Annotated in this window: 20 protein-coding genes and 1 tRNA gene; 9 read left to right on the forward strand and 12 right to left on the reverse strand. The window is 54.1% G+C overall.

Annotated elements, in window-relative coordinates:
- Positions 1-3 precede the first annotated feature (3 nt).
- Positions 4-3,288, forward strand: coding sequence for a hypothetical protein (locus tag Q0903_RS05475; protein WP_299413534.1), 3,285 nt, complete (start codon positions 4-6; stop codon positions 3,286-3,288).
- Between the two features lie 25 nt (positions 3,289-3,313).
- The gene (locus Q0903_RS05480) at positions 3,314-5,905 is read left to right on the forward strand and encodes an ATP-binding protein (protein WP_299413537.1); all 2,592 of its coding nucleotides are present in this window, start codon (positions 3,314-3,316) and stop codon (positions 5,903-5,905) included.
- 2 nt (positions 5,906-5,907) lie between these two features.
- On the opposite strand, the gene Q0903_RS05485 is transcribed toward Q0903_RS05480, so the two are convergent.
- The 6 genes from Q0903_RS05485 to Q0903_RS05510 form a co-directional block, all read right to left on the reverse strand.
- Positions 5,908-6,933 carry a type IV secretion system protein gene (locus Q0903_RS05485; protein ID WP_299413539.1) on the reverse strand — a complete coding sequence of 342 codons (1,026 nt, stop codon included), beginning with the start codon at positions 6,931-6,933 and terminating at the stop codon, positions 5,908-5,910.
- The gene (locus Q0903_RS05490; protein WP_299413542.1) at positions 6,933-7,475 is read right to left on the reverse strand and encodes a hypothetical protein; all 543 of its coding nucleotides are present in this window, start codon (positions 7,473-7,475) and stop codon (positions 6,933-6,935) included. The genes Q0903_RS05485 and Q0903_RS05490 overlap by 1 nt, the downstream gene beginning before the upstream one ends.
- The gene (locus tag Q0903_RS05495) at positions 7,459-9,018 is read right to left on the reverse strand and encodes a relaxase/mobilization nuclease domain-containing protein (protein ID WP_299413544.1); all 1,560 of its coding nucleotides are present in this window, start codon (positions 9,016-9,018) and stop codon (positions 7,459-7,461) included. The genes Q0903_RS05490 and Q0903_RS05495 overlap by 17 nt, the downstream gene beginning before the upstream one ends.
- Positions 9,012-9,272, reverse strand: a complete 261-nt coding sequence (mobC, locus tag Q0903_RS05500) for a plasmid mobilization relaxosome protein MobC (protein WP_299413547.1) — start codon at positions 9,270-9,272, stop codon at positions 9,012-9,014. The genes Q0903_RS05495 and mobC overlap by 7 nt, the downstream gene beginning before the upstream one ends.
- A gap of 221 nt (positions 9,273-9,493) precedes the next feature.
- Positions 9,494-10,348: a hypothetical protein gene (locus Q0903_RS05505; protein WP_299413549.1), complete on the reverse strand. Its 855-nt coding sequence runs from the start codon at positions 10,346-10,348 to the stop codon at positions 9,494-9,496.
- A gap of 155 nt (positions 10,349-10,503) precedes the next feature.
- Positions 10,504-10,580 (reverse strand) — tRNA-Arg (locus Q0903_RS05510).
- 159 nt (positions 10,581-10,739) lie between these two features.
- Between Q0903_RS05510 and Q0903_RS05515 the strand changes: the two genes are divergently transcribed.
- Both Q0903_RS05515 and Q0903_RS05520 read left to right on the forward strand, forming a co-directional pair.
- Positions 10,740-11,777: a LacI family DNA-binding transcriptional regulator gene (locus Q0903_RS05515; RefSeq protein WP_299026199.1), complete on the forward strand. Its 1,038-nt coding sequence runs from the start codon at positions 10,740-10,742 to the stop codon at positions 11,775-11,777.
- Entirely contained in the window at positions 11,774-13,000 is a 1,227-nt protein-coding gene (locus Q0903_RS05520) for a crosslink repair DNA glycosylase YcaQ family protein (RefSeq protein WP_299413552.1), read from the forward strand. The genes Q0903_RS05515 and Q0903_RS05520 overlap by 4 nt, the downstream gene beginning before the upstream one ends.
- Here Q0903_RS05520 and Q0903_RS05525 read toward each other — a convergent pair.
- The 4 genes from Q0903_RS05525 to Q0903_RS05540 form a co-directional block, all read right to left on the reverse strand.
- The gene (locus Q0903_RS05525; protein ID WP_299026205.1) at positions 12,983-13,738 is read right to left on the reverse strand and encodes an IclR family transcriptional regulator; all 756 of its coding nucleotides are present in this window, start codon (positions 13,736-13,738) and stop codon (positions 12,983-12,985) included. The two genes, Q0903_RS05520 and Q0903_RS05525, sit on opposite strands and share 18 nt — an antisense overlap.
- A gap of 33 nt (positions 13,739-13,771) precedes the next feature.
- Positions 13,772-15,130: a TRAP transporter large permease gene (locus tag Q0903_RS05530; RefSeq protein WP_299413555.1), complete on the reverse strand. Its 1,359-nt coding sequence runs from the start codon at positions 15,128-15,130 to the stop codon at positions 13,772-13,774.
- Entirely contained in the window at positions 15,130-15,798 is a 669-nt protein-coding gene (locus Q0903_RS05535) for a TRAP transporter small permease subunit (RefSeq protein WP_299026210.1), read from the reverse strand. The genes Q0903_RS05530 and Q0903_RS05535 overlap by 1 nt, the downstream gene beginning before the upstream one ends.
- Positions 15,799-15,922: 124 nt before the next feature.
- Entirely contained in the window at positions 15,923-17,155 is a 1,233-nt protein-coding gene (locus Q0903_RS05540; RefSeq protein ID WP_299413557.1) for a TRAP transporter substrate-binding protein, read from the reverse strand.
- Positions 17,156-17,270: 115 nt separating this feature from the next.
- Here Q0903_RS05540 and Q0903_RS05545 point away from each other — a divergent pair, with 115 nt between their 5' ends.
- From Q0903_RS05545 to Q0903_RS05565, 5 genes are all read left to right on the forward strand, one after another.
- Positions 17,271-18,872, forward strand: coding sequence for a choline dehydrogenase (locus tag Q0903_RS05545; RefSeq protein ID WP_299413560.1), 1,602 nt, complete (start codon positions 17,271-17,273; stop codon positions 18,870-18,872).
- A gap of 154 nt (positions 18,873-19,026) precedes the next feature.
- A complete protein-coding gene (locus Q0903_RS05550) occupies positions 19,027-19,914 on the forward strand; it encodes a hypothetical protein (RefSeq protein ID WP_299413563.1) in 888 nt (295 codons plus the stop codon).
- Positions 19,907-20,644 carry a carboxyltransferase domain-containing protein gene (locus Q0903_RS05555; RefSeq protein WP_299413565.1) on the forward strand — a complete coding sequence of 246 codons (738 nt, stop codon included), beginning with the start codon at positions 19,907-19,909 and terminating at the stop codon, positions 20,642-20,644. The genes Q0903_RS05550 and Q0903_RS05555 overlap by 8 nt, the downstream gene beginning before the upstream one ends.
- The gene (locus Q0903_RS05560; protein ID WP_299413568.1) at positions 20,641-21,681 is read left to right on the forward strand and encodes a biotin-dependent carboxyltransferase family protein; all 1,041 of its coding nucleotides are present in this window, start codon (positions 20,641-20,643) and stop codon (positions 21,679-21,681) included. Before Q0903_RS05555 ends, Q0903_RS05560 begins: the two co-directional genes overlap by 4 nt.
- Positions 21,672-22,436, forward strand: coding sequence for a 5-oxoprolinase subunit PxpA (locus Q0903_RS05565; protein ID WP_299413571.1), 765 nt, complete (start codon positions 21,672-21,674; stop codon positions 22,434-22,436). Before Q0903_RS05560 ends, Q0903_RS05565 begins: the two co-directional genes overlap by 10 nt.
- Here Q0903_RS05565 and Q0903_RS05570 read toward each other — a convergent pair.
- Together Q0903_RS05570 and Q0903_RS05575 are read right to left on the reverse strand one after the other, a co-directional pair.
- Positions 22,433-23,923, reverse strand: a complete 1,491-nt coding sequence (locus Q0903_RS05570) for an AMP-binding protein (protein WP_299413575.1) — start codon at positions 23,921-23,923, stop codon at positions 22,433-22,435. The genes Q0903_RS05565 and Q0903_RS05570 overlap by 4 nt on opposite strands.
- Complete coding sequence (locus Q0903_RS05575; RefSeq protein ID WP_299413578.1) at positions 23,920-25,323, reverse strand: aldehyde dehydrogenase family protein; 1,404 nt, start codon at positions 25,321-25,323, stop codon at positions 23,920-23,922. The genes Q0903_RS05570 and Q0903_RS05575 overlap by 4 nt, the downstream gene beginning before the upstream one ends.
- Between the last annotated feature and the right edge of the window lie 55 nt (positions 25,324-25,378).

Here is a 25,378-nt window from a genome sequence, read left to right on the forward strand (position 1 = left end):
ATCATGATGGATACAGAATATAGATTCCCCAAACCATCCGAGATAATGCGGGATAAACGCCCTTACCTATATTCGGACAGTACAGTCACATGTGCCTATGAGCTTGGCCGCTCCGAGTTCAGTCACTACTTAGAGACACTGACTGACCGAAACCAACATAAGGATTTCGAGAATTTTGCCAGACGGCTCTGCGAGAGAGAAATTTGTCCGAATTTGCGACCTCAAACAGGTCCCGAAGGCGGCGGCGACGGTAAAGTTGATACAGACACTTATCCCGTCTCTGACGAGATATCAGAGCGTTGGTTTCTAGGAACAGCCAATTCTGGAAATGAGTCTTGGGGCTTTGCCGTTTCTGCAATGAAGAGGTGGTCGGGCAAGGTCCGAAGCGATGTCGAAGGACTGATCGGAACTGGCAGAAATTACGACCGAATTTTCTTTTTAACGAGCCGACCAGCACGATCTAAAGACAGACTCCGTATCGAGCAGGAGCTTTTTGATGAGTATGCCATTCCAGTCACTATTTTGGACCGAGAGTGGATCATCGAGAAGACTTTCGAAAACCAACATCAAAAACTTGCTTTCGAAGAACTTGGGGCGGGGAAAATTGACTCGTCTAAGGTGCAGCTGGGGCCAAATGACATCCGACGCAAACGGGAACTCGAAAAACTAGAGCGTTTCTTGTCTGATCATCGGGGCACGCGACGAGAACTTCAAAGAGCAGTATCTGAAGCATTCGAAGCAGCACAGTTATCTCGTGAACTTGAAGCGCCTCGTGTTGAAACCGATGGCAGATTTCAACGCGCCATTTCTCTTGCGGAGAAGCATGGAGACACCGGACAGGTGTTACGAGCGCGATATGAGCATGCTTGGACCGCTCTTTGGTGGTTTGACGATGTTAGCGGAATCAATGACGAATACGAGACGATCGAAAACCTCGCGTTTGAAAGCCGCCTCTCAGAGGATGCATCACGCGTATGCAATCTTTTCCAAGTGTTGATGGGACGCTGTCACCAAGGGTGGGAAACCTCCGATCAACTAAACGTGCGAAAGCGCGGAGATCGTCTTTTTGTTCACCTGGAGGCAATCTCAAAAAATGCATCGCTGCCAAACAACTCGCTCTATGCAGATGTACTGCTTCAACTACACAAGCTGGCGACGTTGCCGCGAGATAGCTTACCCGAAATGTTCGATGAAGTTTGGGGGAACCTAACTTCGACCGTCGACAAGGCGGAAGGGATGGGTGAGTTTCCTGCGACCATGCTCGATGAGGTCGTCGAGATGCTATCGTCGTTCATCTCCGATAGTTCTGCCTTTGATGGTCTTTTAGAGCGACTTGCTGAGTTCATGGGAGCGCGCGCACGTGATGGCAAGGCAGGTAAAATATGCCTCAATCGAGGAAAACAAAAAGTTGAGTCCGATGAACCGATCGATGCTATTGCTTGGCTTGGAAAGGCCTCTCATTACTTCATGAAAGAAGAATATCGTGAGGAACAGTTCGAGTGCCTACTGTTCCTTTCTGCTGCATATCGAGCAGTGGGACTGTTATGGGCTGCGAGGGCCACAAGCCTCGCGGCGCTCGTTCAAATCAAAGCCCTGTCAGCCGACGATGGTGAGCAACGAGAAGAAACAGTCCCGAGTGTTTTGCAATTTATTCGTTTGAGTTTAGAGCTTGGTCGAGTGCCAGATTTCTTATTTGGAGTTCTTTGGCTCCGGTCATTGCAAGAAAATCTGAACCTGACAGAACAAAGTGACAAGCACCTTGCAGATGAGTTTGAGAACTTTGATCAGTTATTTGCTTGTCTAATCTCAGCAGCCCCGCAATCGTCAATTGGTGTAATGAGTGGGGTGCCAGACATCCTAGATCGATTGGGATTGCACATTGCGCGCCCTATCCTGCTATACCGATTAGGGCACTCGAAGGTCCTTCTTGAAGAAGGAACACTACCCAACAAGCAAGCTATAGAAGAAATGGGGCGGATGGCAGATATGTTAGCTGCCCAACCCGCAGCGACAAGCTTGACTAAACATCCACAGAATTTTGGTTTACATCCGTTGGAAATCAAAACGACCGTGCTCGGTGTAGGTGTAAGCGCGTTTGCAAATTCTAAGCAGGAGATATTGATTGGTGAAGCTCAATTGGCCGCATTGGAAGCCTTCGCTGCGACGGCCCTTCGAAGCGGGGCCATGCCAATTGCCAACGGCTTAAGGTTGAAAACGAAATTTACTTCAAAAGATCAAGAACCCTCGTTGAGTTTTGAAGCTGAAAAAATGCTGATTACTTCAGTTTGGCCGGACAATTTGTTGATAGAGGATATTGATCGACACAACGAAGTCTCGTCTTTTTTGATTGAGTTCTGTGTCTCTGCTTTCTCGGCAACCATAACGCTTGCAGGCAAGTACACTTCCTTCATTGAGATGCTAGAAAATGAGTTGGTACTCCGCCGCGCGATTCCGTTCAGCAATGCCGCTCATTCACACCATCGCGTGTTTGGAAAAATCGCGTTCACTCTCGATGATCTCGATTTCTTAGTTTCACAGAAGTACCAGGAAGAAAGCCCACCGCCTGCCCCAAATGGCTCAGGTATTTTCCCTGGCGAAGGTCGTGACGGGAGTTCCAGAGATACTGCTGCCACACAGCAAACTCGACATGATAGCTTTGGGGTGCATTCGGTAATAAACACCCATCTTTGGGATGAGGCTAAATGGATGGGTGTCGTTTATGCGTCTTATGGTGAGACTGTTCCTCCGGTCATGGCCTTCGGCTTTAGGAACACCGAAGGCGGCAAGGCAATCTTTCGTGAATGGCGCAGTGAATTTGGACAGCGTGACGAGTTGAGTGAAATTAGGATCTCAATCTTATCTGGTATCGATGAAAAGAAGCCACTTGCCTACCGCACTCACATAACCCGAAGCCGCAACGTCATCGACAAAGATGCGCTGGAAGGAAAGACGTTTTGGCAACTATCTCGTATGCAAACTATGTACCCGACCAGCAGCGAGAACTTGGAAAGATTTTTGAACGACTACAAGCGTATGGGGTGCTACATCATCGCACCTGCGGAAATACTAGCGAACGGTGAAACCGTCATTCATTCTGATCTTGCCTTGCTCAAGCGTGATCTTCATATCAAAGAAGCCTGGGCAGTTGGCCCAGAAGACGACGCAATGATGGCGCTGCAAGATGACGACGAAATAATCGTCCCAGCCGATATTGCTGATCCACCTTACAAAGACGTCCTCGAGCTTCGGCGAAAGTTGAGAGACGGCGGACAAGATGACGGATATTAATGGCAATTAGGTTAGGAGTAATTTGATGGACTGGTTCATGCGCGGCGGCGCTATGGCTACTCCCTCTCGAACGGGTGGCATGAATGCCGAGAAAGGCTTCCAATTCCAGAAGTCTTACGCTGCATGGCTTTTGACCAAGCTAATAACTGGTGATGAGATGTTGGCAGTGGTCCGTTATGAGGGGGCACAGGACGTCGACCTAATGCTGACAGACGGTAAGCAGATCCATGTACAGGTCAAAAAATACGACAAGACACCGTTGAATTTCACTAGAGTTACTGAAGTCATTAAGAGCTTCGCACAAGACTATCGCGATGCAGCGATTACGAACGATAAAAATCCGCCAGACTTTCTTTCGTTTCGCTTGATTGCTGTTGGTCATATCACGGACGTGGCAGTTCTCGACATCATGCGTCAAAAAAGAAAAAGTGTTCATGCACGGAAATTAGCGCAACTCATCTCTGACAAAGATCAAGCGCCGGCAAAGCTGAAAAATGAAGTTCGTGCGGTTTTAGATCGGCTGGAAGCGCAACTATTCCCTGTCGGAATTCCATCTGACATTTATAGGGTCATGGCAGAGGCTGGGCTGACCCGTTTCGGTGTTGTCCCAGATCTCGTTGACGATGCAATTCGTGCATTGATAGACAACATCCATTGGAGGGAAGACATAAGTGCCCGAGATGTAGTCGCTTGGATCATTCCTTACTTGCCCACCAATCATCCAGCATCAAGTAAAGGCGCGGTCCAACTGGTTACGGGTAAGGATAAATCAAGCCCTACCGTCGAAGCATTCTATGCAAGCCAAGCAACAATATGGCCTGCCATTTTTGCCAATCTTGATGCGCCACGCGACCAGTTAGGCATCGTACTAGACGCCATCAAAGACCCAGAAGTATCAAAGATACTGATATCTGGGCCGAGTGGGGTCGGTAAAAGCACGCTAGCGCGTCGAGCAGCATGGGAACTCGCAAAACATGGTACTGCGTTGGTTCTTGAAACCACGGATCCGATCGACGCCTCCGAGAACTGGGACGATATCGTAAAGTTTGCCATGCAACAGGCGAGATCAGGACGATTTACGGTGCTTATTGTCGACGATCTATTCGACTTCGAGCAGTTGGTAAGTCGCGTTGCTGAACTGCCCTTTGACTCCATGCTAAAGATAATTGGAACAGCTTGGAAAGGCGGTTCGATCGCGAAGCGTCTTGGAGACGCAGTGATTGAAATCCCTATCGGTCGTATAAGCAATCAGGAAGCCGCTGCGATCGCATCAAAAATTAACTGTTCCCTCGAGAACTTTTCAGAAAACCAATTAGATCAAATTCTAGATTCGGGACAGTTGTTGCTTTTTAACTTGGTGTTGCTCGGTGAAGGTTCAGCCGAGAACTTCGCAACAAGGTTGCTGAACCGTCTCGAAAGTGAAGCTGAAGATCTAATCGAGCCATATCTGGATCTATGTGTCTTTGGCAGATCAGACACCTCTGTTCCAATTTCGCTGCTACTGCGGCACAATCGGACGGCCTCACGTCTGCTGAGTGCTCCCGAAGCATCCGGCCTCGTCTTTAAGATCGGGCAATCGCGACTGCGATCCGGACACCGTCTACTGTCAACGGGGGTTGTCTCAGTCGCAGGTATCGAACCCGTCGAGCGGATGCTAAAGTTAGCTGCCTCTGCTGATGTCGAATACGAAAATGAGCGGCGATTCGTCATCCGAACGATCACTCTGGCTGTGTCTGATGATGGTATTGATGCAGCGCGAGCTAGCAGTAGAGATATCGCAAAACTAGCCACAAAGATTGGAAAAGTTGGGGATTATTGTGATGTGCGCCGCGTAAGCCAACTACTCGAAAAGCTTGACTTGAGTTCTGAGGCAAAGGCTATCGGAGCGTTAGCAACAGAAGGCCGAATAAGAACGGGCGCAGACGCCGCCTTCTATCGTAGCGATAACGAGCAATCAGATCCCAAGCACACCTTTGAAGTACTGCTTCGGTTCTACGCAATCAATAAGACGTTTTGGGGTTGGCGCAATTTCTTACGGTTTGCCTCGTCTATGGACGAAGATGGTCCTAAGTGGAGCGCCCTCGCCCATGCGCGAACGAGGCTTACTCTTCCCAATTCGGAGCCCAACGATGGAAAAGTGATTGTCGACCTTTTGACTTCTACGGCGGAGCCACCGGAGTTTTCTGAATCGCTACTGCTTGAAATATTGGAACGTTTTCCAGAGCACATGTCGGTAGTTAGTGCAGTTTTGGAGTGCGTGATCCGACACGTTCGATCCGAACTTGTGTTTGATGCTGTTTTAAAACAATGCCTGCCGCTGTTCACAACGATCGACAATGACAATATTCACCTGATAAGACGACTAACGCGCGCAACGGCCTACGCGCGATCCGCAGATAAGTTCTTTTGGGTCGATCAAATGGTCAAATATATCAAAAAGCCTCAGGAGCCTTACGTTAAGGGCGCTCTGCTACACTGCAGTGCCGAGATAGCGGGTAGTCAACATCTTGACGCTCTACTCAAGCTTATTGAGCCCGAGACTGTCAGCGAAGATCGCGGTGTCAGCCGCGCTCGCAATATTATAGCTCGCAAGCAGAATAACAATCATCTTGATTAATCCTACTTCGTCGAGCGAAGACGCTCTGAGCGCTCTGCAACACGAGTAATTCGTGCGGCAGCCCCTCCGTCGGTCGGCGGCAAAAAACGCTCTCTTGGTAAGTTTGGAGTTTGCGAACCTGCCCATCTGGAATGTTGAGCATGCCAGCCTTGCGTGGTTTGAACGGTCTGCTGGTACGCCCGTCGTCCGATACCCCCTACGACTGATCCAGCAAGGCCTGAATTGATGTCCCCAGACAGAGTCCGCACGATCACTGGAATGAAGTAAATCAAAACTAGAGACAGAAGGATCATCGCTAGGAAAGGGATAGCAGTGCCGATCGTTGTTACTTCATCCGCGCCGCCAACCACGACTTGCAGCATGTTTAACAATCCAAAAATTATTGAGAACACTCCCGCGATCACAATAGGGTACATCGACCATGCGATGAGGGCTGAAAGCCAACGGTTGAAGTAGTCTTGCGTAAGCCGAAATAGGGTCAGTGTGATCATAACTGGCGCAATCCCGACAAGAAGCGTTACAACCATCTTGGACAGGACTAACATCAAAGCAGCTGCGCCACTGAGCACAGCCACAAGTACCGTCATCAGCACGCTCATCATCGCTCCGGCCATCCAGTTCATATTTGCGCCTATCTGGTTCGCATAGTCGGTCAACTCATTTGTTAATTGATCAAATCGCGCAGCAAAGAAGACGGCGCCGGAGCCAGTTTCTCCAGTTATTGAGCCGATGATCAGCCCAGCGATATTGTCTAATCCCGCGACGATCTGGCCGGAGACGTAGTTGAAGTGGACCCAGTCAAAGGCAAAGGCGTTGATAAGCCCGATCTTGATCAAAACTGGAAAGAGATCTGTACCATCCATTGGTTTGATTTGGAGTGCCATGTTCGCAAAAAGCAGCACGATAGCCAGTGAAGACATCAGAACGACGGTCGTGCCCATGCTAGACGCGATCAAGCCAAATTGTGACTCGGCGATCCTGCTCAAGCTGTCGTTGGCGGAATCAACAATGAACGAAACAATACCCATCAGTTTGGCTCCTCACAAAGCTCCTGCACGGATTTCCTAAGGTCCGAAATGACTGGAAAGTAGGACGCTGCAGCCCAATCTCGATAGGTTGACGACGGTCCGGAAACAAAACCCAAAGCTTCAAAGTCACCCATTATCGTGGCCCATTCAGGCCTCAGAGCCGCACAGTCGCAGCTCTCGGCGGTGATGGCAGCTTCATGTCTATGAAGGCTATACAGTTTGTCGGCGGCAATACTGCGCCAAGCGTCACGGAAGGTCAGGAACGTGAGTTCGTCTGGCCTCTCAACAATCGTGCAGCCATATTCATCTTGTTGAACTTCGCCGGTTGCAAGGTTTTCGGTGGCATCTTCTGCCTGCGCGACCTGGCCGATGGACAATAACATGATCAGCACCCTAAGCATTTTGTTCTCCTTCATTTTATGAGGTTCGTTGCGCATGGAACTAACGCGATCCCACTCCAGCACATCTGGGGCCCGATCGTCACCACCGCACAAAATCTCACCCACGTTCAGCGTGAATTTGCCGCTAATGTCGGAGGCCATGACGCTCCTCCCCATCGGTGTCTTCGATTAGTCCGTGCCGAGGTGCGTCTCGGCTTTCCTGATGGTCTCCAAGCTGGTCTTGAGTTTCGAAGATAGCTGCGCGTAGGTCTGATCTTCCCGCATCCAACCGTCCAAGACAGCGATCAATGAGGCTTGTGACCTGACCAACCCGATCACGCAAAGCTTCAACCCATCCAGCTCGACCTTGGCCTCTTGCGTCCATCGTGCCTCGGAGGCGGCCAATGCCTGCGCTGAGGCTTTCGAGGCCTGCGTCAACTGTTCGACGTAGCCTAGCAACTCGCGTTCTAACGGTGTCAGACCATCCATCGCTTACTCCTTTTTGATCCGCAGACAGTCCACCTGTTGACCCGCTAGCGTGCAAAGCTGCAACGTCGTCCGTTCCCCAGTCGCTATTAGGTAGGTCGCGTCCGTACGATCCATCACCGTGATCCCCAGCGTGTACATCTTCGGCTCGAACCAGCTCGTCATCGCGAATGCTGTGATCGTCGCGCTCACCCCCACGCAGCAGGCTATCAGCGCCATCCAAACCAAAGGCGTCGTGGCCATCTTCTCGGTGTTCGCGCTCCGCCGCATCAGATGCTTCCTCACGCGCAACAGATAGGATTCTGTATCGGTCTTGATTATAGCCAGCCCGCTTTCGGCAATGGTCTTCAAATCGATCCTGAAGCTCTGCAACTGAGCTTCCATCAAGGCGGCGTTCTCGGTGCGCATCTGCTCTAGGTCCGCGTTCAGCTTCTCGCTCAATCGCTGCTTCGGCTGTCCAGTCTTCATGGAAAAATTCTCCTTTCAAACGCCACCGTTCATCGGTGTCGGGGTCTTTGACAGTCAGGTAATTCTTGCCAGCACGAGGGACTTCAAAGCCCGCATCTTTAAGCGCCTCGATCAGCATGGCACGATCCGTGATCAGACCCTCATATATCTGATCACGGATCCAGCCGTGGAGCGCCTCACGTCCCGCAGCGCGATCCGGTGCCTCAGCCACCTTCTTCGTCTCGGCTGTACGAGCGGCATCCATTGGATCGGCCCAGTCGTGTTCCTTGTTCATCAAATCGCGCAGGCTATCGAAAGCACGTTCATAACCTGGTGGGGCAATGTTCAGGCTACGCCCGCTGTGCAATTCCATGCGCGGCGTACAGAAATGCAACTCAACGCGATCTTCATGCGTGTGCCGCACCCACATGCAAGCGTATTGGTCGCCATCGAGACCGGCGAAGGCCAGCTCTTCGAAACGATCAATGACCCGCCGCTGTTCTTCTTCGCTAGGCTGGTCTCCCTCGGCAAAGCTAATCACACCAGCGCGGTAGCTCCACTTGTGCGGGCAAGCGTCGATCAGGTCGGTCATAATCGCAGCATCACCACGAAGGATCTCAGGCAATGGATAGCGGGTAACGTGCTTTGGCTGTCCGCTGGCATCACGGATCAGATCACGGTTCTCGTCATAGGCAAGGACAGTGCGGGCCGTCAGATAATCGACCGGTCCGGCACCGCCACCTTTGCCGTTGGGAAAGAACTTGATCAGCATTGCGACGCCTCGCGGTGTGCAGCAATGATCTGTGCCAACTGCCGCTCGATCTCGACGAGCGCGGTGGTGACGCGCAGCGCATCAATCTGTGACGCATGGCCAGCACGCACCGCCGTATTTAGCCAGCGGGTCATCTGATTGAGGTTGCCGCCATAGCGCGACACGGCCAGCAGCAGCACAGGATCAACACGGGGCTGTTTACGCCGCCGTTTTGGTTCAGCACCGGTGGCAAGCTGGCGAAGGAAGGCAGACATAGACAGGCCGCGATCTTTTGCAGCTTGCCGGATCAGCGCCTTCTCTGCAGCTGAGCAATAGAAGAACACCGCTTCTGGTTTTGCGGCTGCACCTGCCTTCGTGGCAGGTTGGTTGGGGTTCGAAGGGGAGGCTTGCCGCCCCTCGCAAGGTCCTAGTTCAAAGGTCGCAGACCTAGAACTGGGTCGCCTTGCTGTTTCCCTATCTGCGGGTTCGATTTTGGTCATGATCTCAGCCCAACCGCTTGGACTTGGGCTTCTGTCACCAGCTCGGACGCCAGCAAAGACGTGACTTGAGTCGGCGTGATGTGTTGGCACATCGGATGGCGATCATTGATCCAGCAGGCAAGCCGTGCATGGTGATCGGCGGTCACAACCTCAGCTTCCTTTCGCTTGGCGCGGATATCCTCGATGTATCCTTGCCAGCGCCTTGTCTGAAACCAGTTGTCGGAAAAGCAAACTCTCGAACGGGTGAAGCCTGCGCTTTCGGTTGCGTAAGCTTGAACCGCCAGCAACAGTTCCTCTGCTGCGATCCCTCCGTTCAAGGCATCTTCGATCTGTGGAAGGCAAGCTTGTTTTTCGCGAAGACGATCCGATGGATAGGCAGCCAAAATCTTTTCAGCCTCAAGGCCATCCGCGTCCTCGCGCTTGCGCGGTGGTGGTTTAGGAATGGTTTTAGGATTGTTTGGGGTCCGCTGTGGACGGGGTACTGGGTCCACCATGGGCTGGGTTCCGGGTTCAGATTGGACGGGGTCCATCATGGACCCCGTCTCTATGTCGGGCTCTCGGGTCAGTTCGAACAACGTAACTTTGGCCAGTATCATGCGGTAAACGATGGTGTGACCGTTCTTGCATCTCTTCTGCCCCGTCTCGATCAAGATACCTTCGTCTAGGAATTCTTTAATCGTCCGCTTCACGGTGCTTGCGCCCAACTCGGTATGGCGCTGGATCGTCCCCTTGGAACACCAGATGCCAGAACCATCATCGCTCGCCTTGTCGGCCAAGAACATGATGATCTGTTTGCGTGGAGCACTCCCGAACTTGCGTTCGGAGCATTCCTTTGCGACGCGCCAACTCATCGAAAGGCCTCAATACCCATAAGGGCCCACAGATTTTGTACAGGTTTTGTACAGGAATTTGGCGATTTCAGCCGACATCGGCCTGCATCCCAGCGCAAGTTTCTGCAAGCGCCTGCACAAAGCCCTGTAAATAAGTCATATTTTATAGGTGTTTGTGGTGACCCCGATTGGATTCGAACCAATAACCTGCCCCTTAGGAGGGGGCTGCTCTATCCAGTTGAGCCACGGGGCCGATTTGATATGGCTACAATAAACCCATGCTCTGTTCCAGACCATTGCGCAGCTTGTATGGCATGCTGTTTCAAGGAAAGATGCGAATATCGCTGATTGCCTGTGCCAAGGCGAGCGATTACGCTAACGACAATTCAAACTGCACCGCAGGACCTTAGCATTGTCACAACCATCCAAACGCCCCCTCACCCTGCGCGATGTCTCCGAAGCTTGCGGGGTTTCGGAAATGACTGTCAGTCGCGTATTGCGCAAAAGCGGCGACGTCTCTGCCACCACGCGTGAGCGTGTGCTCGCGGCCGCAAAGGAGTTGGGGTATGTCCCCAATCAAATCGCGGGGTCTTTGGCCTCGCAACGGGTGAATCTCGTCGCTGTGATTATTCCTTCGTTGGGCAATATGGTCTTCCCCGAAGTGCTGGCAGGCATCAACGCTGTCTTTGATGACACGCCATTGCAACCTGTTGTCGGCGTGACGGACTATCGGCCCGAGAAAGAAGAGCAGGTTCTTTACGAAATGTTGTCGTGGCGGCCCTCTGGCGTGATCATCGCGGGGTTAGAGCATTCAGAAGCGACACGCGCAATGTTGCTGAATGCAGGCATCCCCGTGGTTGAGATCATGGATGTGGACGGAAATCCGGTAGATGCAGTTGTGGGTATCTCACACCGACAGGCGGGGCGAGACATTGCCCGTGCGATCCTGCGGGAAGGGTACGAGCGTATCGGATTTCTTGGAACAAAAATGCCACTCGATCACCGCGCGCGCAAACGGTTTGAAGGCTTTACCGAAGCACTGGCAAAAGAGGGGATCGAGATCGAGGACCGCGCGTTTTACGCGGGTGGCTCTGCATTGTTAAAAGGGCGCGAGATGACGCAGGAAATGCTTGCCCGTTCACCTGATCTGGATTTTCTGTATTATTCGAACGATATGATTGGTGCAGGTGGTTTGTTACACCTGCTGGATGCAGGCATTGATGTCCCGGGCCAGATTGGTCTGGCGGGGTTCAACGGGGTAGAACTATTGGCAGGATTGCCCCGACAGCTGGCCACGACAGATGCATGCCGCCGCGAGATCGGGATAGAGGCCGCAAAAATCATCCTCAATGCGAGCCAACCTGATCCTGACCCTGACATGCCCACCACTATTGCGATGAAGCCTACCCTGTCGCTGGGGGATACGTTGCGCCGCCAGCAGCGAAAATGACGCTGCCGCGCCTGCAAAACCTCGCTGCACGGCGCATCTTTCTGGATCGTCATGCCTTGCTGGAAACGCCGCAAGGACCCGCCGATAGCGACACTCTTCTTGAGCTGATTACGCGACTGGGCTTTGTTCAACTCGACAGCATCAATACCGTAGCGCGGGCGCATGACATGATTTTGTTCGCCCGCAAGCCACGCTACCGCACACAAGATCTGAAACGTCTATATGAGCACGATAAGGGTCTGTTCGAGCATTGGACCCATGACGCTGCCGTAATCCCTATGGCCTTTTATCCCCATTGGCAGATGCGGCGCGATCGGGATGCAGCAAAGCTGCGCAATCAATGGCGCAGCTGGCGGCGCGACGGGTTCGAAGAACAGCTGCAAACAGTGGTGGAGCATATCCGAAAAGTCGGCCCTTGTGGGTCATCCGATGTAGGCCAGAACGAAAAGCGCGGTTCGGGTGGATGGTGGGACTGGCATCCGTCAAAAACAGCGCTGGAGTATCTTTGGCGTACTGGCACCTTGCATGTCGTGAAGCGTGAAAATTTTCAGAAACGCTACGATCTGACAGAGCGGTCTATTGATCCGCAGATGTGGGCACCCAACGCAGGCCTTTCGGAAGCCGAAACTGTTGCATGGTGCTGTGCAAGCGCATTGGACAGGCTGGGGTTTGCTACCTCGGGCGAGATTGCAGCTTTCTGGGCCCACGTCACAGCGGCAGAGGCGAAAAACTGGTGCGCTCAGGAATTGAAATCAGGTACACTTGAAGAGGTTGAGATTACAGGGGCCGACGGCACTCTAAAGCGCTGCTTTGCACGCCCTGACCTGCAAAACGACACAGCCGCTGACACAGCCGCACCTGCACGAGTTCGCGTGCTTAGCCCTTTTGATCCCGCCCTGAGAGACCGTAAGCGGGCCAAGTTTCTCTTTGGTTTCGACTACCGCATCGAGGTTTTCGTGCCTCAGGCAAAGCGTGTTTTTGGTTATTATGTTTTCCCGTTACTTCAAGGCGACCACATGGTCGGTCGCGTGGATATGAAAGCATTTCGGAACGAGGACACATTGCGTATTCACGCCCTTTGGCCGGAACAGGGCGTTGCTTGGGGCAAGGGTAGGCAAGCAGCTTTTGAGGCAGAGTTGGATAGGGTTCGGCGACTGGCAGGTGTCTCGAAAATCGAATTCGCACCCGATTGGCTCAAGGCGCCGTCAGCTCACCAGTTCTGAAAGGTCTTGGGCCGCCTGTTTTAGCCGCGGCAGATAGGAAATCAGATCATCAATGCTGGTACGCTGCACCGGTGCATGTACGGAGAGCGTCGACATCAGCCGGTTCTGTGCATCAAGCAAGGGAACTGCAACAGCGACCATCCCATTCATAAATTCTTCTTTGTCAGTCGAATAGCCGCGCGCACGGATCATCTCGATCTCTGTGCGCAGCATATCACGATCAGTCAACGTGTGATCTGTATGGCTCTCAAGTGCTACGATACTCAGGTATTTCGTAAACAATCTTGGCTTGAGTGTGCTCAGGTACATTTTGCCACTGGCCGTGCAATGAAATGGCACTTCGGTCCCGACAGGCAACTGGATGCGCAGGGGCCACTTCGTCTCGGCCCGGTCGAGATAGACCATCGCATGACGTTCAGGTGTGGCGATGTTACATGTCTCTCCCACATCTTCCGCCAGTGCCATCAACACCGTCTGGCGTACCATACGAATACGTGACGTAGACAATACCGATCCGGCAAACCGTCGCAGCCGCGCACCTGGTGCGTACGAGCGCCCGTCGATATCGCGCTGCAAAAAGCCTTCTTCCTCCAATGTATGGAAAAGCCTGTGGATCGTAGGTTTTGGCAGACCCAGAACCTCGTTTGCAGCTGTTGGCGTGATGGGCACTCCGACCCGCGCCAGTTCTTCCAGAAGCAACAGCAATCTCAAGTTCGTTGGGATTGTTTTTTCTGTCATGCTGGAAACATTGGTCATGGGTCGGAGTGGTCCTTATCTGTTCGGTAGTAGCATCAGCGCCAGCTCGGGGGTCAACGCTACGATAACCCAGACACTAATAAGCGCAACGAGATACGGAACGGTATACCGCAGCAGGCGGAAATAGGGTACGCCCGTCACGCCGCTTGCCACATATAGGTTCAAACCGTAAGGCGGCGTGACAAAGCCAATCGACGCACCCACAAGAAAGATTACAGCAAAGTGGATCGGATCAATCCCGACCGATGCCGCGATGGGCGCAAGGATCGGCGCGAGGATGATCGTTACGGGCAACGATTCAAGGATCATACCCGTCACAAAGACGATCGCCATCGAGGTGAACAGAACCGCATGATAGCCCCCCATACCCGTCACAAAGTCCCCGATCACCTCTTTTGCGCCAAGTGATGACATCACTTGCTGCATCGCGACCGAAACCGCGATCAAAGGCACCAGAATACCTGTAATCTGGGCCGAGCGTGATACGATGCCGGGCAAATTCAGTAAGGTGAATCCTTCAACCACAAACATCGACACGACCGACTTGTCCTCAACCGGTTTGTCGGGTGCGTCCCCCATGACTTTGTTCAGCGGATAGCTGATCATGCCAACGATGATACAAAAGCCCACCGTCACGCCAGCAGCCTCGGTCGGAGAGAACTTGCCCGAATAGATACCCCAAAGAACCAGACCAATGGCAAAAAAGCCCAACCAAGCGCCGATTGCTGTCTTTATCACCCGCATCGGTGACAAACGGATCAGGTAGCCCCAGCCGTTCATGGTACAGATGATGAAAGCTGCGGTCATCATCGCCAGAACCATCATCGAACCCGGCACGATACCTGCAATAAACAAATCAGAAATCGGAAGATTCAGCAAAAAGCCATAGACGATAAAGATGATTGAGGGTGGGATAATGATGCCAACTGTACCGCCCGCAGCCGCTGTGGCCGCCGAGAAACGCTCGTCATAGCCGCCTTTGACCATCTCAGGATGCAGCATTGAGCCGATCGTAGCAGTTGTGGCCGAGTTGGAGCCGGAAATTGCCGCAAACAAACCGCAGGCAGCCAGTGCTGCCATCGCCAGACCACCACGTAGCCAGCCCAAGCATGAATAGGCAAAATCAGAAAGCCGTCGCGCAATGCCCGACTGGTTGATTAGATCCCCCGTCAGGATAAACAGCGGCATGGCCAGCAGGGCAAAGCCCTTGTTGAACACATTGAGCAACTCGTTGCCTGTATTATCAAGCGGCAGGCCGATAACAAAGCTACAGCCAACCACCCAATAAAAAATTACCAGCAGAACCGGTGTTCCCAACATAAAGAACATCGTTACTACAATTGAGATAAGCGTAATCCATGTACCATCAGCCATCAGACATCCCCCCCGATAACAGCTTGTTTGATAATCGGATTACCAGCGCGGAAGTTGCTCCAGTCCTCCAACCAGTTTCCGATGACACGGCCTGCCATCAGGGTAAACGCGACAGGAACGGTGATGTAGAACCACCACTTCATCACGTCATCGACGCCATCAACCATCTGGAAGTTATCAGCGGAGTACGCGGAAAAGCGCAGCGATGTTGTGATCGCCAGCAAACAAAACCCGAGCCACAAAATGGTATCCATCGTCAGCGCGCCCATCTGGCCTTTCGGGCTCATCTTTGAGCGGAATTCGCTAAAGCTGAGGTGTGTGCGCAGCTTGACGTTATAGGAACATCCGAACCAAGCCATAATCATAAACAGGAACGGCGGTACCGTCGTTGAACCCGACCACTGGTGGGAAAACACAAATCTGTCGATTACGCCCCAAAAGATGATCAGGGCGATCATCAGATAAGCGACAACAGAAACGCCGCGCTCCAGATGCCGCTCAATCGGTGGGACTGTCTTGAAAATGATATGCGCAAGTATCCCGCCCAACAGTGTCACGACAACCCCGAACAGCCACATTCCATCGGTATAGAATGCTGACTTCATCTCCCACGGGTCGCCGGATGCAATGGCAGGCAATACTGCAAATGCCTCGGACCAAATCGACATAGTGATGTTCTCCCCTATCAGTATTCAGCCACGGCCTGAATACCAACCTTCATTGTCTATAAATGCAACGGAAAAAGCCGACCCGCAGAATGTGCGGATCGGCTTCAGCTTAGGCCTGATTAAATTAGGCTTTCCACCAGCGACGCGGCTCCACATTCTCGGGCAGGGTATTGCCGTCGATTGTGCGGACTTCGTCGTAGATTTCCTGATAGGTATCGCGGCCGCCGGACCAGCCGTTCAGGCGCTCGCGCCACTGCTCCCACAGCTGTGGCTGGAACTCGGGCGAGCACATCTCTTCCGCCTTCTTGATTTCGGCATCGGACAAGAACGCGTTGCGCACGTTGTTTTCCTTGAAAATCGTACCGTCGAGCTGTGGATCGGACTGACCAACAGTTTTCACCAATGCGGCCTCGTTTGCGGCTTGCACGTGTGTCTGTGCCCAGTAGGACGATTCCATAACCGCATCCTGCAGCTCGCCGGACAGACCGTCAAAGACGGATGCATTCATGGAGGTCGCTTCTGTACCGCAGAAGAAGTTCAAGTGAACCGATTGGGACACAACAGGCGCCATGTTGGCGTATGCCACAGCCGAGGCCCATGTCTCTGCACCATCGATCAGGCCTTGTTTCAGACCATCAAGCGTTTCTTCCCACGCAACCGGAACAGGGTTCAAGTTCAGTGCTTCCATTGCGATACGACCCAGCTGTGTGCCAGTAACGCGGTTTTTCGTGCCCGCCAGCTGCTCGACAGATGTCACAGTCGGCTTGTCTTCCCAAGCCAGACCCAACTGGATGCCGCGCAGTTCTGCGTGCGAGAACAGCAGTTTCAGGCCGTGGCGTTTCTCATACGGCTCGCGCAGCAGGGCCTGAGACGCAGGAGAATAGAGGAAGTGGTACTGGTCCGCGCGGTTACGGAACATATACGCATAGTCCAGCACGTTCAGGTAAGGCGCACCACCAGCAGAGTTCTGCGTGGAAGCAGCATAGAAATCAACAATCCCCTGCTGACATTTCTCAACACAGGACGTCTGACCACAGATTTGGTTATCGCCGATAAACTCGATCCGAATCTCGCCATCGGTGCGCGATTCCAGATCGCGACAGAATTCCAATGCGCCCGCACGTTCGATCAGCAGGTTGCGCGCGTTAAAGCCGGATGCACCGAATTTGAAAGTGTGCTTGGCTTCTTTTTTGAAGCGTTTGTCATAGGTCGACTCAGCCGCAGACGCCAGATTTGCAAGGCTCATCGCTCCCCCGAAGCCCCCTGCTGCCAGCAGTGTCGAACTCATCCCGTAGCGGCCTGCTACGCGGAAAAGATCGCGTCGTGAAATGCCATTCAGTTTGTCTTGTACACTCATGTTAGTTCCTCCCGTGAAGTGTTTGTCGATTATTGAGACTTTTTGTTTCAAAAAAGACTAGCTTGAAACAATCCTTCTGTATAGAAATTTCTTCAATCGGTTGGAGGATTTTGGAATGGACGCAGATTTTATTGTCATCGGGGCAGGCTCGGCGGGCTGCGTTTTGGCAAATCGGCTAAGTGCGGACCCGAAGAACAAAGTCGTCCTGCTGGAGGCGGGCGGGCGTGATTGGAACCCGTGGATTCACATTCCTGTCGGCTATTTCAAGACAATCCATAATCCATCCGTCGATTGGTGCTACAAAACAGAGCCTGACCCAGGGCTGAATAACCGTTCGATAGAATGGCCGCGTGGTAAGGTATTGGGCGGGTCATCCTCCCTGAACGGGCTGCTTTATGTGCGGGGCCAGCCGGAAGATTACGACCGCTGGCGCCAGATGGGCAATACGGGCTGGGGCTGGGACGATGTGCTGCCCTTGTTCAAACGTGCCGAAAATAATGAGCGGGGCGCAGATGCATTCCATGGTAATAAGGGGCCGTTATCTGTCTCTAATATGAGGATACAGCGCCCTATCACTGACGCATGGGTCGCCGCAGCGCAGGCAGCGGGCTACAAGTTCAACCCCGATTACAATGGCGCGGAACAAGAAGGCGTCGGTTTCTTTCAGCTCACAGCCAAGAACGGGCGCCGCTGCTCAACAGCAGTGGCCTACCTCAACCCCGCACGCAAACGCCCGAACCTCCAGATCATCACACACGCACAGGTGGAACAGATTGTCATTGAGGGCAGGCGCGCCACTGGTGTCAAATATACAGACAAATCAGGACAGACACAGACCGTTCAGGCCGCAAAAGAAATCATACTCTCCGGTGGTGCGATCAACTCGCCCCAACTCTTGATGCTGTCGGGCATTGGCGAGGCAGAGCAACTGGCCGAGCATGGCATCGAGGTAAAAGCGGATCTGCACGGTGTCGGCAAGAATATGCAAGATCACCTGCAAGCGCGTCTGGTCTATAAAACCCACGAAGCGACCCTGAATGATGAAGTGTCCACCCTACTGGGGCAGGCCAAGATCGGGCTAAAATATATGATGTTCCGTGCAGGCCCGATGACAATGGCAGCAAGCCTTGCAACGGGGTTTCTCAAAACGCGTCCGGACATGGAAACCCCTGACATCCAGTTTCATGTGCAGCCTCTGTCCGCGGAAAACCCGGGACAGGGCGCGGATAAATTTTCGGCCTTCACCATGTCTGTCTGCCAGTTGCGCCCCGAAAGCCGTGGCGAGATCCGGCTGGCTTCTGCCAACGGCAAGGCATATCCAAAGATCATACCCAACTATCTATCAACAGAGACCGATTGCAGAACCGTTGTGGAGGGCGTGAACATCGCACGGCGCATTGCCCGACATGCACCACTTACCTCCAAGATCAAAACCGAGTTCCGACCAAATCCTGATCTTGATATGGAGGACTATGAAGCCACACTGGATTGGGCACGCAACAACACCGCCTCGATTTACCACCCGACGGGCACTTGCAAGATGGGCGATGATTCATCCTCGGTGGTAGATGCCCGCCTGAGAGTGCATGGCATCGCGGGACTGCGCGTGGCGGATTGCTCGATCATGCCGGAAATCGTTTCGGGCAATACAAACGCCCCTGCGATCATGATCGGTGAGAAAGCCAGCGATCTGGTGCTAGAGGACAATCCCGCCTGATAGAGACTGCAATCGGGTCTACGCCATTGCGTTTGGCGCAGTGCTCTGGTCTGTCTCTTGGTCAGGAGGCCGCAATGCAACATGTCAAATCGCGCCATCATGCGTGATGGCGTCCTTGCTTCAACTGATCTCACGCCACGCGCGCCTTTGTCTGATGGCAGGTCTTGCAGCAGGGCTTTTGCTGCCCGACATCGCGAATATCCTCGCCCCTTGGTTGCCTTTCATGGTTGCCGCACTTCTCACAGTGACCGCGCTGCGTATCGGCCATCACGCTGCGCGCGGGGCCATCGCCGATCTGCGTTGGGGATTAGGTGCCGTAGCAGTGCTGCAACTCGGCGTGCCTCTGGTTTGTCTGTTTGCTGTCTGGTTGTTTGGCATAGCACATACTCCAGCCGCCTTGGCGCTCGTCCTCGCCACAGCTGCGCCAGCCATATCGGGCAGCACAAACCTGGCACTGCTATTGGGATTGGACGCGGGGCGCATGATGCAGATCATGGTGCTGGGCACAGTTGCCTTTCCTGTAACCGTGACGCCTGTGCTATTACTCTCACCACAGATCGGCGTGTTTGGCGACGTAGTGACCTCTGCCGCTTTGGTGCTCGCGGTAATACTGGGGGCAACTGCGATGGGTTTCGGGGTGCGCGCATGGCTTTTTCCTCAGCCCAACTCGTATCAAATCAAGACACTGGACGGTGCATCGGTCCTGGCATTCTGCATTATCGTGGTCGCACTCATGGCGCCACTGAACCACGCGTTGCAAACGGAACCCCTGCAGGTGGCACTCTGGGCGCTGCTGGCTTTTGCAATCAGCTACGGGTTACAAGCAATGACACTGTTGGTGCTGCGCCGCACAGCCTTGAACAACGTTGCAGGGCCACTCGCCATAGGGGCAGGCAATCGCAACATCGCACTGTTTCTGGTTGCCCTGCCACCCGAAACTCTGGCCCCGCTACTGATCTTTATTGGCTGCTGGCAATTACCCATGTATCTGACCCCCATTCTGTTACCTTCTCTTTACAACAAGGCACTGCATGATGGTTGAGTATCCGCGCATCCGTCCCGTTGGTCTCTCGGGTTTGCTGGTTCAGTTTGGCGAAACGATGAGCGAAACTGCGAACCGCGCCGCTATTGCCTTTCGCGCCGCCGTCGACGCGCAGCATTGGCGCGAAGTGCAAGAAACATCCACATCGCTTGTCTCAACTTTTGTCAGCGCTGATCTGATCAGCAACGCGCCCGATGTCTTGAACGACAAGCTGGAAGAGTTGCTTTCTACCCGTGACTGGTATGCATCGCCCCTGCCCGCTGGGCGCACCCTGTGGGAAATACCTACCCTCTACGGGACAGACCTAGCGCCACAGCTTGAAGAGGCCGCAGCAGCAGCGGGTGTGTCACCAGAACAAGCGATCACCGAGCTATCAACCACCCGCGTGAGGGTCCTCACCATCGGATTTGCCCCTGGTCAGCCCTATGCGGGGCAGTTGCCGCCCCATTGGGATATTCCCCGTCAGCAATCGCTTACGAAATCCGTCCCGTCAGGTGCATTGGTCGTCGCGATCCGTCAGTTGATCGTGTTTACCAACGCATCCCCTACGGGCTGGCGTCACGTCGGCCAAACGGCCTTTCGCACTTTTCGCCCTGATCAAAACACACCCATTGCTCTAACACCCGGGGACGAGCTTTGTTTTCCCTCTATAACAACCGCCGAATACCAACAGATCGTCGCGCGTGACATCTCAGGTGATGGCGGTGCGGTCCGGAGCATGCTGACATGAGAGCGCATCTGGAAATCCTCTCCTGTGGACCTGCTGTGACGGTGCAGGATATGGGGCGCATCGGATATCTTGCCCAAGGGCTAACTCGCGGGGGCGCCGCTGATACACTAGCCCTGTTTGAGGGCGCGGCATTGCTGGGGCAGTCACCACAGCTGGCATGTCTTGAAATGGGTGGCATGGGCGGCCAGTTTCGCGCCACCGGTGACACCCGCATCGCACTGACGGGCGCACCCATGATAGCATCAATTGACGGGATCCCCCTAGCTTGGAACGCAAGCCACATGCTGCCCGCGGGCGCAGATTTACAGATTGGCGGCACACGAGGAGGCACCTATGGCTATCTGCATGTCGGGGGCGGTCTCAATACCCCTGAGATGATGGGGGCGCGGGGTACACATCTTGGTGCTGGTCTGGGCAAGGCGCTTGAGGCAGGCAGCACATTACCGTTGGGCGCGGACAGCGCCACCAAAACAGGGATGACGCTTGATGTTCAAAACCGCTTTGACGGTGGGCCGATCCGCATCATCCCCTCAATGCAAACCGACCAGTTTGATGCCGCAACCCGTGCGCGGTTCACCACAACCATTTTTCGCCGCGACACACGGGCCAACAGGATGGGTGTGCGCATGGATCACGACAGCACGCCGTTCATGGCCGCGGACCAGCTGAGCATCCTGTCGGATGTCATTGTGCCGGGTGATATCCAGATCGCGGGGGATGGCGCGCCATTTGTTCTGATGTGCGAGTGTCAGACAACTGGCGGCTATCCCCGCATCGGCACAGTACTGCCCTGCGACATGCCCCGTGTGGCCCAAGCGCCAGCTGGAGCGGCGATCACTTTTGATCTGATAGATGTGCAGACCGCCCGCGCAGCGGAGCATCGAGAAGCAGCCCTGCGCAATGCTCTTCCCACCATGGTGAAACCCTTGCTTCGCAACCCCTATGACATTCGTGATCTGCTGTCCTACCAGCTGATCAGTGGCGCAATATCCGCTACATCCGACCCTTTCAGCCAAGAGGACAATACATGCGAGTAGACCTGAACGCCGACATGGGCGAAAGCTTTGGACCGTGGAAAATGGGTGATGACGCAGCACTTTTACGTACCGTGACCTCAGCCAATATCGCCTGTGGGGGTCATGCAGGCGACGCTGATGTTATGGCAGCTACGATGACGCTGGCGCACCGGAATAATGTAGGGATCGGCGCGCATCCGGGGTTCATGGATATCGCTGGCTTTGGCCGCAACCGTATGTCAGTGCCGCGCGCCACATTGCAAAACCAGATACGCTATCAAGTCGCCGCCAGCATCGGCATGGCGCGTAGCCTAGGGGCATCGGTGCGTCACCTCAAACTACACGGTGCGCTGTCGAATATGGCGTCCGAAGACCCCGTTCTGGCGCGAGACCTCTATGAGGCCGCTTTATCGGTTGATCCCGATCTCATCATCATGATCCTCGCCGCCACTGCACATCAACAAGCTGTAGAAGAACTGGGATGCGCTTGGGCAGGCGAGATTTTTGCAGACCGTGCTTATAACGACGATGCAACGCTGGTCGATCGCAGCATAGAAGGTGCCGTAATCCATGACCCTGCAATCGCAGGTACGCGCATGGTCGAGATGGTCAAGGCAGGAGCCATCATCACGGAAAGCGGCAAACACATCCCCGCCGCCATAGACACGATTTGCTTACACGGCGACACGCCAACCGCTGTGCAAATCGCGGCCTCTGTGCGCGGTGCGCTCGAAGGGGCGGGCATTGGTGTTGAAACATTCGACGGGCGACGCTAGGCCGCTTCGGTCAAATCCAGCAGCTTCAGCCGCTGTATCTTGCCCGACGGTCCTTTGGGCAATTCAGGCAGGAAGTGGATCTTGTCCGGTGCTTTGAACCTTCCCAGCTTTTCAACGCAGAGCGCGATCAACATATCATTTGACAGCGTGGACCCGTCACAGACCCGAACAGCAGCCTCGACACGCTCTCCGTAGGTTTTGCAAGGGCGGGCAAAAGCAGCTGCCTCGATTACATCCGCATGGGCATAAAGCGCCTCGTCGATCTCGCGCGGGGCGATGTTTTCGCCACCCTTGATAATCAGTTCTTTCAGCCGTCCGGTCACAAATAGATATCCATCCGCATCCTTGCGCCCCAGATCACCGGTGCGCAGCCAGCCCTGCGCGAATGTCGCTTTTGTCGCCTCGGGGTTCTTTAGGTATTCAAGCATGACATTGGGGCCGCGCACGGCAATCTCGCCTTCTGTATTTGGCGGACCGGGTTTCAGGTCTGCGCCCAAAACCGCAACCTCGTTACCAAAAGCGATCCCTGGAGATCCGATTTTGCGCACAGCGGGCGGCAGAGGATTGGACAGAATTTGCGCCGCAGTTTCCGTCAGGCCCATGGTTTCGATGATCGGCACACCAAAGCGTGCCTCGAATGCAGTCTGAACATCTGGCGCAAGCGCGGAAGACGCCGAGCGGCCAAACCGCAGCCGCTCCATTGTGGCCTTCGACGGGTTTTCGGTGCTATGGAGCAGATGCGAAATAATCGTAGGCACTACGGAAAACCAGTTGGCCTGCATGGCATCTGCCTGCGCCCAAAAGCGGCTGGCAGAAAACTTGGTACACATCGCAACCGACCCACCCGAGACAAGCGGCCCCATCATCGTCACACACAAACCATTGATGTGGCAAATCGGCAGGACACAAAGCGCGCGATCTGCTGGCCCCAGATCATGTGCCACCGCCGTCGTCCATCCACCAGCGAGCAGACTGGCGTTGGTATGTACAACACCCTTTGGTTGCCCTGTTGTGCCAGAAGTATACATCAGCAACGCGTGATCTTGCGGGTCAATGCTGTGCAATGCGGAAGTGGCGCTGAAATCTTTCATACGTTCAAGGCGTGACGGGCGCGCAGTCTTGAACACTTCTGCCACGCTGTCATGCACCAGTGCTATCCGCGCATCACAGTGATCCAGCGCATAGGCGATGGCATCTTGTCCGGCAGCCAAATTGACCATCGTTGCGCGAAAGCCACCATAGACCACCCCGTAAAACGCAAGCACCCCTGCCCGTCCGTTAGGATGCAAAATGGCGACACTTTCACCTTTGCTCAGTCCTTGCGCGGTGAGTGCACCGGCGATGGCGCGCGCCTCGCGCTGCAATGCTTGCCAGTCCAGCGGCCCGCTTCCATCCGAGAAGACAAACGCATCACCACCTTCTGCCGCACGCGCATCAACCCAGTCGCGCAACGTGCCCTCGGGTGGCTGATCGCGGTGTAATATCATTTACCCACCGCATCCCAATAGCCTGCAAAAATATCTTCTACAGCTGGCTCTACTTCGGGAATTTCGCGAATGATTTTGGTGGTCTGCATGAAATGCTTCCAATGCACATTATCATCAATGGAGTTCCCTCCCCATGATCCACACCCCATCGAGAGCGAGAACGGCATCCCGTTGTTGAACGCACCCCCTGTTGCAAAGCAATGCGCCTGATTGACGATCACACGGCAGGTCGGGATGGCCTGGCCCAGCACAACCGCGCGCTCCTCGTCCGTAGAGTGAAGCCCGACTGAATGACCCGCGCCCTGATAGGCTAGGATGTCAGAGACGATCTGCACTGCATCTTCAAAATCTGTAGCACGGTAAAGTGCCGCTACCCGAGACAGCTTTTCCCCTGACAGCGGGTGGTCGGGGCCAATGCCCTTTGTCTCTACAGCGAGAAACTTGGTATCCTTCGGCACATCGTTTTCCATGCCAAGTGCTATCAGCATCTTGTCCGCGTCCTGCGCAATCACTGCGCGGTTCAAATGGCCATCCGGCCAAAGCTTGGCGACTATCGCTGCCTCGTCACGGACCAACGTGCCGCCCGCCTGCGCCAGTGCTGCGACAAAAGCATCATAGACCGCGTCCACAACCACCAGCGCATTTTCGGACGAACATGAGGTCGCATTGTCAAAAGTCTTGGAAGCTGTGATCTTCTCGGCTGCGGCTTTCAGATCACTCGTCTCGTCCACGATCACAGTCACATTGCCCGCACCCACGGCCAGTGCTGGCGTGCCAGAGGTGTAGGCGCGTCTGACGTTGTTCTGCGATCCGGTGACGACAATCGTATCACTTATCTCCAGTAGGCGCTGGGTCTTTTCCTTGCTGCCTGCCCCCTGAACCATTTGCACAAGGTCACGGTCTTCGCCGATCTTGTCGAACTCTGCATGGATATACGCAATCAGGGTTTCACAGGCGGGCACGCCTTTGGGCGAAGGCGACAGCACAATTGCGTTTCCGCACTTAAGTGCGTTGATAATGTTATTTGCAGGCGTGGCCGCAGGGTTGGTCGAAGGGACGACTGCGCCAATCACTCCGATGGGGCGGGCAATCTCGGTGATACCCGTATCGGCATTTTCGGAAATCACGCCATAGGTCTTGGCCGGAGCGATATCGCGCATCAGACCCAAAGTCTTGCGGTGGTTTTTGATGATCTTGTCAGCCACGTTGCCAAGACCCGTGGTTTGTACCGCCAATTCGGCCAACGCACGGTTGCGTGCAGGTTCCATAATTGCCCAGCCCGCCGCCTGTGCCGCACGGTCATAGCGCGCTTGGCTGCCACCAGCTTCATAAGCTTTTTGGGCCTTGCGCGCGCGCGCAACGATCGCCTCAACCTCATGGAGATCATCCTGAACAGTCATGGTGTTATCCTTTGCGAATGCCCTGCACCGCAATCATACGGGACAGGGCCATTTG

The sequence above is a fragment of the uncultured Sulfitobacter sp. genome, from assembly GCF_947502895.1.
Lineage (GTDB): Bacteria > Pseudomonadota > Alphaproteobacteria > Rhodobacterales > Rhodobacteraceae > Sulfitobacter.